The organism is Brevibacillus sp. M2.1A, assembly GCF_013284355.2.
Classification (GTDB): Bacteria; Bacillota; Bacilli; order Brevibacillales; family Brevibacillaceae; genus Brevibacillus.
The window spans coordinates 4,708,455-4,725,168 of sequence record NZ_JABSUY020000001.1 but is presented as its reverse complement, the minus strand read 5'-3'; the positions used below and the strand labels follow the sequence as shown (position 1 = coordinate 4,725,168).

Here is a 16,714-nt window from a genome sequence, read left to right as displayed (position 1 = left end):
GGAACGGCGAAAATGAATTTGGAACTAGTAGAATACCATCCTGAGGGCGTTTCTAGCGAAGCGCCTCTTCTTTTTGTGCATGGAGCATGTCATGGAGCATGGTGTTGGGAAAAAAACTTCCTTCCTTATTTTGCGAACAAAGGCTTTTCTTCCTATGCGCTGAGCTTTCGTGGGCACGGTGAAAGTGACGGCTTTGACCATCTTCATACCTACACCCTACAGGATTACACGGATGATGTTCTTGAAGTGATAGGTCGTCTAAAAAACAAGCCAGTCCTAATCGGGCACTCCATGGGCGGAGGAATTGTGCAGAAGATCTTGCACCAGTATCCAGATATAATCTCGGGTACCGTACTCGTTGCCTCGATTCCTCCACATGGCGGGATGCGTGACCTATTCCGATTGATGTTCAAAAATTTTAAAGAAGCTATGCAGTTGTTTACATATAACGAAAAAAGAGATGCCTCGCTGCTTGCCAATGTCTTTTTTTCCAAGGAGCTGCCGATGGAAAAAAAGGACGAGTGGGTGAAGCTCTTGCAGCCAGAATCACTGAAAGCAAGAACTGAGATGAATGGAAAAATTGTTCCAAAAACCATCAGTGCGAAAGCTCCGATGCTGGTTATCGGCTCCAAGCAGGATCGGATGATTTCTGAGAAAACAACGCGCCGAATTGGCAAAGCATACGGAATCGAGCCTGTTCTTTTCCCAAATATCAGTCATGATATGATGCTTGATCCTGAATGGGAAGCTGTTGCGGGCGAGATTTTGGCTTTTTTAAACGAATCGATATCTGAACAGCGGAGGTAGGGAATAACATGGAAGGTTCTTATCAAATCGCAAACATTGCAACGAATGTTGAGGTAGAAATAGAACGCTTGAAATCGCAGGTGGAGCTGTTCTGGGATAAGGAGCTGAAGCATTATATCGAGTTTGGTCTGACAGATGGGATGTCGGTCATAGAGCTGGGCTCGGGCCCGGGATTCGTGATGGAAAAGGTCATGCAGGCGTTTCCGAATGGCAGAGTGACGGGATTGGAGATCGATCCTCTTCTCGTTGATTATTCCCAAAACTATTTGACAAAAACGCAATCGGATCGATTTGAGATTGTCGCGGGATCGATTATGGAAACGGGCTTACCCAGCGATTCCTATGATTTTGCCATTACGCGACTTGTATTGGAGCATTTGCCCGACCCGGTTGGTGCGGTTCGTGAAGTAGCGAGGTTGTTAAAGCCAGGTGGCAAAGCGGTATTCATCGACAATGATTTCGAGATGCATATCATGACCACCCCACATGTACCAGAATTGCGAGAACTATATGATGCCTACTGTGCGGCACGCTATGCGGAAGGTGGCAACCCGAAAATCGGTCGTGAACTGCCAACGGTGCTAAAACAAGGCGGACTCGGAAAAATAGATTTCGAAGTCATTTGCGCTCACAGTGAGCTTCTCGGGTACGAAATGTTTCTAAAGTCGGAGGGTGTAGGCATACCTGTGCAGTTGGTGCGTGACGGTTATTTGTCCAGTAAGGCGCTGGGCAAGCTATCTGTGGCATGGCGAAACATGCTGAATACGGAAGGTCATTCCATTCTCAGACAGCTGTACATGGCTGTTGGTGAGAAAACGGTGTAGAAGAAAGGGGGGAGTCGAGTATGAAGGTACTTTTTCATTCATTACATGATGTGGAAACCATAGTGAAAGAAGTAATGACCGACTTGTTAAAAGATACGACGAATCCCTTGGATTTCGATAAAAGTTTTGTGGAATTGGGTATCAGCTCGGTATTGTCAGTAGAAATGGTAGAGATGATGAATAGGAAGCTAGGCATTGACTTGGGGATTGAGGTCGTTTTTGATCATGAGAATACCAAGCTGCTAGCCGCGCATATTTTCGAAAAATATCAGCCAGCAAGTCGTACCCAGTCCGATAACGGTTCATCAACGATTGCGAGCAAGATAGGTAAAATCATTGCTCACCTATTGGATACACCTGTGGAAGCCTTGAATTTCGATAAAAGCTTCATCGAGCTCGGCATCCATTCTGTATTAGCGGTCGAATTAATAGAAGCAATCAATGCTGACTTGGGGATCAATCTTGGCGTAGAAGCTATTTTTGATTATACAGAGGTGGGTGAGCTGGCGGAATATATCTCTCTGCAATTTGCAACCGAGATGGCAGCAGACGAGAGCCAAATCCTGCCTACTGTTTTCGCAAACGAAATTCGTCACTCCGATATCGCGATTATCGGTATAGCTGGCAGATTTGCTGGCTCGGATTCGGTTGAAGAGTTTTGGGAGCATCTTGCGTCCGGAGACAGTTGTATTGAGGAAATAACGCGCAGTGGCTGGGAAGCAGATCAATATTACGGCGGTCTTCTCAAGGACATTGATCAATTTGATGCATCCTTTTTCAATATTACCCCTGATGAAGCAAAAAGTATGGACCCTCAACAACGGTTGTTCCTGCAAGAGTCCTATAAAGCTTTTGAAGATAGCGGATACTCGGTTGAACAGTTATCGGGGAGAAAAGTAGGTGTGTTTGTCGGGGGACGCCAATCAGACTACAAAGAAAAATCCATGTTGGCCGAAGGTGTCTCTTCACAAACGATGCTAGGCAATGAAATGTCGATGCTAGGGGCAAGACTCTCCTATTTTTTCAATCTCAAAGGCCCCAGTCTTGCTGTTGATACAGCTTGTTCCTCTGCTTTGGTAGCCATTCATTTGGCTTGCGACAGTCTTCGCAGGGGAGAAACCGAAATGGCTCTTGCAGGCGGCGTGGCGATTCACAGCTCCCCTGAATTTTTTGTGATGTCCTCCCAAATGGGGGTGGTCTCACCGGATGGAACATGCAACACCTTTGATAATGCTGCAAATGGCATGGTGTTTGGAGAAGGCGTTGGAGCGGTCGTACTGAAACCAGCTGCGAAATCAGTGGAAGATGGCGACCATATTTATGCAATCATCAAAGGCTCAACGGTGAATCAGACAGGAAAGTCAAACGGGATTACCGCACCCAGCATGCTTGCCCAAAAAGAATTGATTGTGGATGCCTATGAAAATGCAGGGGTTGATCCGGAGACGATCAGTTATATCGAAACGCATGGGACTGGAACGCAGCTGGGTGACCCTATTGAAGTGAAGGCGTTAATTGAAGCATTTCGTTCTTTTACGGATAAAGCACAGTTTTGCGCGATTGGGTCACATAAGCCCAACATCGGTCATGCCACGATGACATCGGGACTGGCGAGTCTGTTTAAAGTCGTCATGGCGATGAAATATAAAAAGATCGCTCCGACGATCAGCGTCAAAGAAGTCAATAAACATATCAAATTGAGCGGAAGTCCCTTTTTCATCAATACCGAGCTCATGGAATGGAATACCAGTGATGCCACTCCGCGAAGAGCAGGTGTGAGCGCTCTAGGATCGAACGGAACCAATTGTCATCTGATTCTGGAAGAAGCGCCGACGGTACAGCCGCAATCAAGCAATCAGCAAGCAGGAGCTTATTACTTGTTCCCGTTTTCAGCGAAGAGCGAGTCAGCTCTCACGCAAAAACTGGATGAAATGTCCCGGTGGTTAGCAAAAGAAGCGGGACGTTTTCACGAACAAGATATTTCCTATACCTTATTCACAGGAAGAAGTCATTTTTCGCACCGTTGCATGTTTATTGCCAAGGACGCAGAGGAATTACGGCAAAAAATCACGGAAGTAAAAGAAACGGGAACAGCTGCTGATTATTTTGTCCAGGATGAAACGGATTCTGTGCGGCTAGATGCGAGCTTGAAAGAGTTCGGAGAAAAGTTAATGGCTGAAGTAGCAGAGAACCGTTCGCTAACCAACCAGTCAAGGAAAGAAATGCTGTCCACGCTTGCCGATTTATTTGTAAAAGGATACAAACTGGATTGGAGTTCCTTCTATAACAACGGCAAATACACCCGAGTGCCTTTGCCCGCCTATCCTTTTAGAGGGGAACGCTATTGGCTGCCCAAAACAGAGCGACCGTATCGCTTGCCCAATACCCATCCCGAATTGTGGAAGGAGATGGACAAGCTTCTCGCCAAGCTGTTATGGGCGCAAATGCAGTCGATCGGGTGGTTTACTGCCAAGAGTGTGAATGTCGCCGACCTCAAGGCAAAAACAGGTTTCCCTCCGCGTTATGAAAAATGGATGGAAGAAAGTATAGCGATGTTAACTCGTCACGGCTATCTCGATGGCTATGATGGAGAGCAATGCCTGGTGGTCGATCCGACTTTGATCGAGGTAGACGCAGTATGGGAAGAATGGGATCGACGTAAGGTGGCATGGCGAGAAGATGCCAATCTGGAAGTGCGGATAAGATTGCTGGAAGCTACGATGAAATCTCTCCCGCACATTGTTACAGGCAAGCGACTTGCTACAGATGTCATGTTTCCGGGTTCGTCAATGGAATTGGTTCAACATATTTATAAAAATAACCCGGTGGCAGATCACTACAATGAAGTGCTCGCGGAAACAGTCGCAACCTATGTGGAAGAACGGGTGAAAAAAGAACCCTCTGCAAAAATTCACATCCTAGAGATTGGTGCGGGGACGGGTGGAACGAGCACCTTTGTTTTTGAAAAGCTGAAGCCTTATCAGGAGTTTATCGAAGAATATTGCTATACGGACATCTCCAAAGCATTTTTGATGTTCGCACAAAAGGAATATGGACCGCATGTTCCGTATCTGACCTATCAAATTTTTAATGTGGAAGCGCCTTTTGCGGAGCAAGGAGTACGAGAGGGCTATTACGATCTGGTGATTGCGGCGAATGTGTTGCATGCCACCAAAGATATTCGCAGAACCTTGCGCCATACCAAAGCGGTTTTACGAGAAAACGGATTGGTTCTTTTAAATGAGATTAGCAGTAATTCCTTGTTCCTTCATCTGACCTTTGGTCTTTTGGAGGGATGGTGGCTGTCTGAAGATACAGATGTACGTATTCCTGGTTCTCCTGCCTTAACCCCGGCATGTTGGCAAACGGTACTGGAAAAGGAAGGATTTCACACGATCTCTTTTCCAGCTCGGGAAGCGCATGATCTGGGACAACAGATCGTCATTGGAAAAAGCGATGGCGTCCTTCACCCTGGTGTTCGTGTCGGAGCGACTGTTTCGCCTATCGCGCGCGAGACTGAACAGCAGGCAAAACCAGAAGGAAAAGTCTCTTCGCAGCCAGCGCCGCAATACATTCCAAGCGAGTCTGTGGTGACCGAGCAGACGGTGACGGATTATGTGAAGGATATGATTATTGAAAAGCTGGTTACCGCATTGGAAGTCGATGTCGATTCGATCGATGTGGACGAGCCTTTCAGAGATTATGGATTGGATTCGATTCTTGGCGTTCGATTGGTGCAAGAGATCAATCAAGCGTTGGTGATTGAAATTGAGACGACGATTCTTTTTGATTACAGTACGGTAAATCAACTTACAGGTTATATTTTGTCAGAGTACAATGAGGTCATTGCTCGAGCGTTAGGGCAGAAGATCAGTCTATCCGAGCAGAGGGAAGAGTCCGTCTCTGCTATTCAGACCGAGCCATTCATTCAAGCAGCTCCAATGCTTTCAGCGGAAACAGGGAGCATGTCAGAAAAAGCTTCGTATCTCACTGAACCCATTGCCATTATTGGGATGAGCGGTACGTTTGCCTCCGCTGGCAACGCTGACGACTTATGGGAGCACTTGGTGAACGGTTCGGATTTACTTACGAAAGTGAGACGCTGGGATTTATCGGCGTACGGCCTGGACGACGCGGAAGGCTATCAATACGGCGGACTTGTTGAAAATATTGATTTGTTTGATCCGCTGTTTTTCAACATATCCGGTCTGGAAGCTGACTATATGGACCCGCAGCAACGCTTCTTTTTGGAGGAATCCTGGAAAGCGTTGGAGGATGCTGGCTATGCGGGTCAAGGGGTGCAAGGAATCCAATGCGGCGTCTACGCAGGATGCGCCAAAGGTGATTACGACCGTCTCGTGGGAGAGAATCCTCCTGCCCAAGCCTTCTGGGGTAATATGGAGTCCATTGTGCCAGCTCGGGTTGCTTATCATCTGGACTTGCAGGGACCTGCCGTCACGATTGATACCGCTTGCTCCAGCTCGTTGGTGGCGATTCATATGGCGTGTCAAGCCTTGCGGACAGGTGAGGTCGACATGGCATTGGCAGGTGGTGTCTTCATTCAATCAACGCCAGGATTCTATTTGTCTGCCAAGCGGGCAGGTATGCTGTCACCGACGGGACGCTGCCATACGTTTGATGAGCGGGCTGATGGTTTTGCAACGGGGGAAGGCGCTGGTGTCGTTGTACTGAAACGTCTGTCGGAAGCGATGGCTTGCGGTGACCATATTTACGGTGTCATTCGAGGCTCGGGTATCAATCAGGATGGGACGACGAATGGGATTACTGCGCCGAGTGCGAAATCTCAGGAGCGCTTGGAACGCAAAGTCTACGATACATTTGACATCAATCCTGAGCAAATTACGATGGTCGAGGCTCATGGAACAGGAACCAAGCTGGGAGATCCGATTGAGTATCAAGCGCTCACTCGCGCTTTTCGGGCCTATACGGATAAAGAAGGATTTTGTGCGATTGGATCGATCAAGACGAATATTGGTCATACACAGATCGCAGCAGGCGTTGCAGGGGTCATCAAAATCCTTTTGTCATTGAAACACAAACAAATCGCACCATCCCTGCATTTTGAAACAGGGAACGCAAACATTACGTTTGATGGCAGCCCGTTTTATGTCAATACAAGCCTGAAGGAATGGTCGGTGGAGCCGCAAGTCAAACGTTGTGCGGCGATCAGTTCCTTTGGAGCCAGCGGTACAAATGCGCATATGGTAATCGAAGAGGCGCCTCAAGTAGAGCGGATTCACGCGAAAAGGCCGGGCTATTTGCTTGTGCTGTCGGCGCGCACTTTTGAGCAGCTACGCCAGCAGGTTGTCCAATTGCTTTCCTTTTGTGAAAAAGCACCGGAGACGGATTGTGGAAATATCAGCTATACGCTGCTAGTAGGAAGAAAGCATTTCCATCACCGCTTTTCTTGCATTGCTCAAAATACCGCTGAGCTAGTCCAGCTTTTGAAAAAGTGGTTGGAAACAGGAAGAGCATCTCAGGTTTTTGTTTCCGAATTAAATGAAAAAGATCATCGTGAACAAACCGCCTTGAAACGTTATGGAAATCAAAGCATCGAGAATCTGCATGTGGCGAGTCAGGCGAGCGAATATTTGGAGCAGCTATCTGTGATCGCGGAATTGTTTGTGCAGGGATATAGATTAGACTATGACAAGCTGTTTGCGAACGATCAGTATTCTCGTATTCCACTTCCTACGTATCCTTTTGCCAAGGAACGGCATTGGGTACTGGAGAGTGAAGCAAAAGCAAATGCAAGGGGAGCGGCAACTATCATCACAGCGTCCGTGATCCATCCCATGCTACATCAGAACACTTCTACTTTCTCCGAGCAACGGTTTAGCTCCACCTTCACGGGAGAAGAGTTTTTCTTGGCAGATCACGTAGTCAAAGGGCAGCGGGTGTTGCCGGGAGTTGCCTATCTGGAGATGGCAAGAAGCGCGATGGAGCACGCAATAGGAGAAAACATCCATGGGGACACGGCGATTAACCTACACAATGTCGTATGGGCTCGTCCAATCGTTGTAGGCGATCAGCCTGTTCGGGTACATACGGGACTCGTACTCGAAGAAGACGGTGAGGTATCCTACCAAATTTATAGCGAGGCAGAGAGCAGTGATGCCGAGATCGTGGTACACAGTCAAGGAAATGCTGTGCTTGCTCCGCGCTCGGAGTTGCCCATGCTTGATTTGCCCATTTTGCAAGAGCAGTGCGGCGAGCAGGTGATTTCATCCGAGGAATTCTATGAGTTCTTCAGAGCGATTCAAATTGATTATGGACGCGGACATAAAGGAATAGACAAGGTATATGTCGGGCGTGGACAAGTCTTGGCAAAGCTGGTATTACCGTTATCGGTCACCGGGTCAGAGGAGCAGTTTGTTTTGCATCCAAGTTTGATGGATTCAGCTTTGCAGGCGTCTGTAGAGTTGACGCTCTCTTCCCGCCACGTGATGTCGTCCGACAGTATGGCAAAACGCAAGCCAGTGATGCCTTTTGCCCTGGAGGAGATTGAAATCATCAGCCCGTGCACAACCGAGATGTGGGCATACGTACGCTACAGTGACGGCAGCCAAGCAGGGGATAAGGTAGAAAAATATGATATAGACCTATGTGACGACAGTGGAGCGATTTGTGTACGGATGAAGGGATTCACATCCCGGGTACTGGAAAGAGAGATCCAAACCGATCTTACAGCAATAAAGGCGCCGGTTGAAACCTCCAGCGAATCGCTGATTGGAACTATGCTGCTCAGTCCTGTTTGGGAAGAGGTTGTAGTGAACCGTGGTTCGGAAACGCCACTTGCAACTGATCGTATTCTGATTGTTTGTGCGGATGACGAGAACCGAAGCCTTGTTCAACAACGCTATCCTCAGGCAGCTGTTATGGAGATTACGCCCGCGGAAAGTATAGATGAATTAGCGATAAAGCTGGAGCAGGTTGGTTCGATTGATCATATCATCTGGATTGCTCCATGGATTGATTTGGAGTACCTGGCAGAAGAGGCCCTGATCATCGAGCAGGAGCGCGGTGTATTTCATGTGTTTCGCTTGCTGAAAGCGCTGCTCAAGCTGGGCTACGATACCAAGGAGCTAGGATGGAGTCTCGTAACCTTCCAGACGCAACCGATTCATCAAAACGATGTGGTCAACCCTATTCATGCCAGTCTTTACGGATTAGTCGGTTCGATGGCAAAAGAATACACCAACTGGCGTATTCGACTTGTTGATCTGGAAGCGGATCGTGCTTGGCCAATGGAGGAGGTTTTCACACTTCCGCCAGATGCCGAGGGGAATGCAACGGTTTATCGCGGAGGGAAATGGTATCGTCAGGAATTGATTCCACTACGTCAACCGCAATGGGAACAGGCCTCTTACAGGCAGGGTGGTGTCTATGTTGTGATTGGAGGTGCTGGCGGTATTGGCGAAGTCTGGAGCGAATACATGATCAGCACGTATCAAGCGCAAATCATCTGGATAGGACGCCGAGAAAAGAATGCAGAGATCCAAGCCAAAGTGGATCGACTTGCCAAGCTCGGACCTGCTCCTGTCTATATTGCGGCGGACGCCACGAATCGCAAGTCCTTGTATTTTGCTTATGAAGAGATCAAAAAGCGATACAAACAAGTGAACGGAGTCATTCACTCCGCAATTGTCCTGCTAGATAAAAGTCTCGCGAATATGGACGAAGAGCGCTTCCGTGCCGGACTTTCGGCCAAGGTAGATGTTAGCGTGCGGATTGCTCAAGTATTTGATCGGGAGCCGTTGGATTTTGTGATGTTCTTCTCATCGATCAATTCATTTACCAAGTCGCCTGGACAAAGCAATTATGCGTCAGGTTGTACGTTTAAAGATATATTCGCGCACCAGCTTTCGTTGCATAGCCTCAGTGCAGTGAAGGTGATGAATTGGGGATACTGGGCGAACGTAGGCATTGTTGCCACCAAAGATTATCAGGAGAGGATGGCACAGGCAGGACTAGGCTCTATTGAACCTCGTGAAGCAATGACGGCTTTGGAAAGCCTGCTTGCTGGACCGATGAATCAAGTCGCGTTGGTGAAAATCACGAAATCACAGGCCATGCTTACGATAAATCCGGATAAATCCATTTACATCTATCCAGAAAAACTGGTATCCCACATCGAACGTGTAAAGAATGATATGCCCAAACTGGAGTTTTCGTCTCAACGCAGACAATCTGAAATGGAGGCTTATAAATGAATACAATGGATAAGCTTCTCAGTGAACTACTCTATGGTCAATTACAGTCAATCGGGCTGTTCACGGTAAAAAACCAGACAATAGCAGAATGCAAAGCCAAATTGCATGACAGGTACGGCAAATGGCTGGAAGAAAGTATAGCCGTTCTCGTGCAACATAAGTATCTTGCGTACGATGGAGAGTCACTCCTCGCAAACGATACCACCCCTATTCATCTCGATTCAGCATGGAAAAAATGGGAACAAGAAAAAACAGCATGGCTCAACGATCCGAATAGTAAAGCTCAGGTGATTCTCGTAGAGGCGACCATGCGCGTACTGCCAGAGATTTTGTTAGGAAAGATTCCAGCTACAGAGATCATGTTCCCGAATTCCTCGATGGAACTGGTGGAAGGGATCTATAAACACAATGAAGTGGCGGACTACTTTAACGAAGTTCTCGCCAATACGATTGTTACCTATGTGAAGCAGCGTTTGGAGCAAGATGCTTCCGCCCGGATTCGAATTTTGGAAATCGGGGCAGGTACAGGTGGAACCAGTGCGATCGTACTGCCAAGGCTAAAACCCTTTCAGAAACATATCGAGGAATATTGTTATACCGATATTTCGCAAGCCTTTTTACTTCACGCCGAAAAAGAATATGGAGCCGAAAATCCATATCTCACATATCGGATTTTTAACGTGGAAAAGCCTGTTGAGGAACAGGGGATCGCTGCGGACTCCTATGATCTGGTGATTGCCACAAACGTATTGCATGCGACGAAAAATATTGGTCAAACCTTGCTACACGCCAAAACAACGTTACAGAAAAATGGCTTGCTGATTCTGAATGAGTTAACGAGCAATACCTTGTTTGCTCACTTGACGTTTGGTTTGCTGGATGGCTGGTGGCGCTATGATGATCCAGAATGGCGTATTCCCGGCTGCCCTCTGTTAACAGTGGAAACATGGCAAAAGGTGTTGAAAAAGGCAGGGTATCGATCTGTTTTCTTGCCAGCAGAAGAGCATCTGGATTTATGCCAGCAGATTATTGTGGCAGAAAGCGATGGGGTGATTCGTCGCAGTAGCCAACCGAGGCAGTCGGCGGGAACAGTTGCGTATTCGCCTGCAAAAAAGCAAGCCTCAAATTTGAAGGCGAAGCCACTCAAAAAACAAGTGCCAGTACGCACAACACCAGCGAAAAAGTCAGGTGGAGTCACGGAGGAATGGCTTCGCGAAAAAAGCACGACTTATATCAAAAAGTTAATTAGCGAAACGCTCAGAATTCCGACCCAACAGATTAAATCATCGGCACCATTAGAGCAATATGGAATTGATTCGATTCTGGTTGTGCAATTGACCAATTCGCTTCGTAAAGATTTTGCGAATATGAGCAGTACGATATTTTTCGAGTATCAGACGATTGATGCCTTGGTAGAGTATCTCATAGAGACGCAAAAGGAAGCGTTGCTCAAGGTAACAGGAGTAGAAGCACAAGAAGCAATTGACGAAGCGTACCCGAACGAGCTAGAGAATGAGGGTATGACCGACTCTGCTTCAACTGCGTACACCAATCTTCCTGTGAGAAAAACGAGACGCTTTTTATCCGTTCACGAACAAGCGAGCAAGGAATCCATTACGCATTCATCTGTAGTGCGGGATGTGGCGATCATCGGACTTTCCGGGCGTTATCCCCAGGCGAAAAATGTGGATGAATTCTGGAATCGTTTAAAAGAGGGGAAAAACTGCATTTCTGAAATTCCTAAGGATCGCTGGGATTGGAAGAGCTATTTTGACGAAGAAAAAGGCAAACAGGATTCGATGTATACAAAATGGGGCGGATTTATCGAGGATATGGATAAATTCGATCCCTTATTTTTTCAAATCTCTCCCAAAGAAGCCGAGGAGATGGACCCGCAAGAACGGTTATTTTTACAAGAAGCCTATGCGAGTATTGAAGACGCTGGATATACGCCTGCAACTCTGTGTGAAAGCAGAAAAGTAGGCGTTTTTGTCGGCGTGATGAATGGCAATTATCCGACGGGAGCCACTTATTGGTCGATCGCGAATCGTCTCTCTTATCTATTAAACTTCCAAGGTCCAAGTGTGGCGGTCGATACCGCTTGCTCCGCTTCTCTTACAGCGATTCATTTCGCCTTGGAAAGCTTGTATAGCGGAACAAGCGAGTGTGCAATCGCAGGGGGAGTCAATCTCATTGTCGATCCTGTCCACTATATGAAATTGTCAGCCTTGACGATGCTCTCTCCTTCGAATCAATGCAAGTCCTTCGGCGATCAGGCGGACGGCTTTGTGGATGGAGAGGGTGTGGGCGCAATCGTCTTGAAGCCTTTGGATAAGGCGATTGCCGATGGCGACCATATTTACGGAGTCATCAAAGGAAGCATGATGAATGCCGGTGGGAAAACGAATGGCTATACCGTCCCGAATCCGCAGGCGCAGGCGCAGTTAGTGGCAGATGCCTTGCAACGTGCCAAGGTACATGCAAGAACGGTCAGTTATCTGGAAGCACACGGAACAGGAACGGAGCTGGGTGACCCGATCGAGGTTGCTGGACTTACTCGCGCCTTTGAAAAAGACACCCAGGACAAGCAGTTCTGCGCATTGGGATCGGCGAAATCGAATATCGGACATTGTGAGAGTGCGGCAGGGATTGCTGGCGTAACGAAAATATTGTTGCAGCTAAAGCACGGGCAATTAGTGCCATCCTTGCATTCCAGCACGCTCAATCCGAATATTGATTTCAGCAAGACTCCGTTTGTGGTTCAGCAAGAGTTGGCGGAATGGAAACGACCGATTGTTGAGATTAATGGCACAACCAATGAATACCCGCGAATTGCAGGGATTTCCTCGTTTGGTGCAGGAGGAAGCAATGCCCATGTGATTATTGAAGAATATATTCCGGAAGAGCAACAGCGATCCAGCTTGAAAATCACACCCCAGAACCCGGCTATTTTTGTTTTGTCAGCAAAGAATGCGGAAAGGCTGTATGAAAAAGCACAGCAGTTGTTAGCTTTTATCCAGAAACACGGATTAACCGATGCGGACTTAGCCGACATGGCGTACACGCTTCAGGTAGGACGTGTAGCTATGGAAGAGCGTATTGCTGTCATCGCAGGTTCTGTGAAGGAGTTACAACAAAAACTAACAGCCTATGTAGATGGGCAAGAGCATATTGGTGATTTGTACCGTGGTCAGATAAACCGAAATCAGGAAATGCTGGATATTTTGACGTCCGATGATGAATTGGAAGAAACGATTGCGAGATGGATGGAACGCGGTAAATACAGCAAGCTTCTCGACCTGTGGGTGAAGGGCTTATCGATCGATTGGAACAAGCTTTATCAGGAAGAGCAACCGAGACGTATCAGTTTGCCGACGTATCCTTTTGCCAAGGAACCTTATTGGATCGAAGCCAAGTCTCCTGGTAACAGCAGCGCAGGGGTGGGGGCGATTCATCCTTTCTTGCACCAGAATACATCGGATTTCATGGAGCAGCGGTTTAGTTCCACGTTTACGGGACAGGAGTTTTTCCTGAGTGACCATGTCATCAAGGGTCAACGTATCTTGCCAAGTGCGGCTTATCTGGAGATGGCACGAGCAGCCATACAGGTGGCGGCGGGAGGTCTTGATTCGGAGCAAAAACAGGAAGGACTTCGTTTTAAAAATGTGGTCTGGACGCAACCTTTGGCTGTTGGTTCAGAGCCTGTTCAGGCTCATATCGAACTCTATCCTGAGGCGAATGGTGAAATTGTTTTTGAAATTTACAGTGAGAGCAAGGAAGATCAAAATCAAACGGTAGAGACTGTACACAGTCAAGGGAGTGCCGTGTTGTGCCCCGTTCCAGATATTCCTCCATTCGATCTCAACGCACTGCGGGAACAGTGCAACCTAAACATACTCAGCGCGGAACAATGCTATGAGGTTTTCAAAAAGATGGGAGTCGACTATGGGCTTGCACATCGTGGGATCGAGCAAATTTTGATCGGTCAGGGGCAGGTGTTGGCGAAGCTGTCTCTGCCTTCTTCCGTTGCGAAAACTCAAGGACAATTTGGTCTGCATCCGAGTTTGATCGACGCAGCTCTACAGGCGTCGCTTGGCTTGATGATGGCAACCAGTGATTTTTCGCTCATACTTCCCTTTGCTCTTGAGGAATTGGAGATCGTCGGTGCTTGCTCCGCTTCCATGTGGGCACTCATTCGCTACAGGGAGGGCAGTAAAGCTGGAGATAAAGTGGAGAAGTTTGATATCGACTTGTGCGACGAGAACGGGAATGTCCGGGTGCGGATGAAGGGCTTTTCTACGCGCAAGATCGCAAATGAATCTGTTAAATCAGAAGGAGAAGCGCCAAAAGCTTCCGTTTCTTTTGCAGAGGAGAAGGCCGTAGATTCCACCTCACTGATGGAACAGGCAACCCATTATTTTAAAAAGCTGCTTTCCTCCGTCATCAAATTGCCAGTTGCTAAAATGGAAGCAGACGCCTCGTTGGAAAAATACGGTGTCGACTCCATTGTGGCTATGCAGATGACCAAGGAGTTGGAAAAGCAATTTGGTTCGTTACCCAAAACGCTATTTTTTGAATACCAAACGATAAAAGAGTTAACAGGGTACTTCCTTGAAAACTATCGTGAAAGCCTGATGCGCACACTGGGGATGGGGGAAAATGCGGAAGCCCCTCTCACGCTCGCGCAAGAGCCAGAAGCAACGATTGCGGATGAGAGGACAGTACAGCAGCCAGGGCGTAGGAACAAAAAGCGCAAGTCTCAACGGTTTGCGTCCCTTCGTATGGAAACCCAACGACAAAATGGAGCGTTGGACATTGCCATTATTGGTGTTTCTGGACGCTATCCGCAAGCGTCGAATATACATGATTTTTGGAAAAATCTGCGCGACGGCAAGGATTGTATTACCGAAATCCCAAAAGACCGTTGGGATCACAGTCTCTACTTTGATGAGACGAAGGACAAGATCGGTAAAGCGTATTCCAAATGGGGCGGCTTCATAGATGGTGTCGATCAGTTTGATCCGCTGTTCTTCCATATTTCCCCACGGGAAGCAGAGCTGATGGACCCACAGGAGCGGTTATTTTTACAGTGTGTCTATGAAACGATAGAGGATGCAGGGTATACGCGCGAAACGCTGGGCAAGCTCGAAGGCTTAGGGGGGAATGTAGGTGTTTACGTAGGCGTTATGTACGAGGAATACCAGCTCTATGCGTCCGCTGAACAGGCGTTGGGCAGAGCGCTTACGATTGCGGGAAGTCCGGCTTCCATCGCGAACCGCGTCTCCTATTTTTGCAATTTCCACGGTCCGAGCATGGCGGTCGATACGATGTGCTCGTCTTCGTTGACGGGGATTCATTTAGCTTGTCACAGTTTACAGCGCGGCGAATGTGAGGTTGCGATCGCAGGTGGTGTGAATGTTTCTATTCATCCAAACAAATATTTGTATTTGTCGCAGGGCAAGTTCGCCTCCAGCAAAGGACGATGCGAAAGCTTTGGAGAAGGTGGCGACGGATATGTACCTGGCGAAGGAGTCGGAGCCGTATTGCTCAAACCACTGGCAAAAGCAATCGCCGATGGAGACCACATCTATGGCGTGATAAAAGGAAGCGCCATTAATCATGGTGGAAAAACAAACGGCTATACGGTTCCCAATCCTCATTCTCAATCAAGGGTGATTCGCCGAGCTTTTGAAGAAGCAGGCATTCATCCGAGAACAGTCAGCTATATAGAGGCACACGGTACTGGGACTTCATTGGGAGACCCCATTGAAATTGCCGGATTGACGAAGACTTTTCAGGAATACACAAAGGAGAATCAGTTCTGCGCGATTGGTTCGGCCAAGTCAAATATCGGGCATGGTGAGAGTGCGGCAGGGATAGCAGGGTTGACCAAGATATTGCTGCAAATGAAATACAAGAAGCTAGTCCCATCCCTCCATTCCAGCACACTTAACCCAAACATTGATTTCAGCAAGACTCCATTTGTGGTGCAGCAAGAGCTGACGGAATGGAAGCGTCCCGTGATTGAAATCAACGGGGTAACGAGAGAATATCCAAGGATTGCGGGGATATCCTCCTTTGGCGCTGGAGGAGCAAATGCTCATCTCGTAATCGAAGAATACAGGGAAGAGGAACAACGCCCACCAATCAGCATCTCGGCAAAAAATCCAGCAGTCATCGTATTGTCAGCGAAGAATAAAGACCGTCTTCGGGAGCAGGTGCAACGATTGTTGTCTGCTATTCGGGAGCAAGTGCTGACGGACGACGATCTAGCAGAGATTGCCTACACGCTCCAAGTAGGACGTGAAGCGATGGAAGAGCGGTTCGCTGTGATCGTCAAGTCGATCTCCGAGCTTGAAGCGAAGCTAATGTTTTATTTGGAAGACGAGGATGACAGACAAGACCTGTTCACGGGTCAGGTAAAGCGGAATAAAGAAACGATGGATGTTTTTGCCGCAGATGAGGATTTACAACAGGCAATCGATACATGGATCACTAAAGGGAAATATGCAAAGATTTTGCAGATGTGGGTACAGGGACTGATTTTTGACTGGAACAAGCTCTACGGGGATACGAAGCCTCGTCGAATCAGCTTACCTGCTTATCCTTTTGCAAGAGAGCGCTATTGGCTGCCAAAGGTGGAGTCACAAGCCATTGGTTATATCGGGGCAGGAGCGCTGGGTACCCTTCATCCCATGCTGCATGAAAATACGTCTACACTTTCGGAACAACGGCACAGCTCGACGTTTACAGGTCAGGAGTTTTTCCTTAGAGATCATGTCGTGAAGGGGCAAAAAGTATTGCCAGGGGTAGCTTATCTGGAGATGGCACGAGTGGCTGTGGATTTGG

Annotated in this window: 4 protein-coding genes (1 of these 4 running past the window's edge); all 4 read left to right on the top strand. The window is 47.8% G+C overall.

From position 1 onward, the window contains the following. Window positions 1–12: 12 nt before the first annotated feature. Tightly spaced (at most 20 nt apart), the 4 genes in view from HP567_RS22460 to HP567_RS22445 form a layout consistent with a single transcriptional unit that may run on beyond the window. On the top strand, window positions 13–807 hold the full coding sequence (locus tag HP567_RS22460) for an alpha/beta hydrolase (RefSeq protein ID WP_173608321.1): 795 nt from the start codon (window positions 13–15) through the stop codon (window positions 805–807). Between the two features lie 8 nt (window positions 808–815). Next, window positions 816–1,631: a methyltransferase domain-containing protein gene (locus HP567_RS22455; protein WP_173608320.1), complete on the top strand. Its 816-nt coding sequence runs from the start codon at window positions 816–818 to the stop codon at window positions 1,629–1,631. A 20-nt stretch (window positions 1,632–1,651) separates the two neighbouring features. Further along, window positions 1,652–9,865 (top strand): SDR family NAD(P)-dependent oxidoreductase, encoded by an 8,214-nt coding sequence (locus tag HP567_RS22450; protein ID WP_173608319.1) that lies wholly within the window; start codon window positions 1,652–1,654, stop codon window positions 9,863–9,865. Continuing rightward, window positions 9,862–16,714, top strand: partial view of an SDR family NAD(P)-dependent oxidoreductase gene (locus tag HP567_RS22445; RefSeq protein ID WP_173608318.1) — the 5' portion only. 5,105 nt of this gene lie beyond the right edge of the window; only the first 6,853 of its 11,958 coding nucleotides appear in the window; it begins with the start codon at window positions 9,862–9,864; its stop codon lies off the right edge, out of view. Before HP567_RS22450 ends, HP567_RS22445 begins: the two co-directional genes overlap by 4 nt.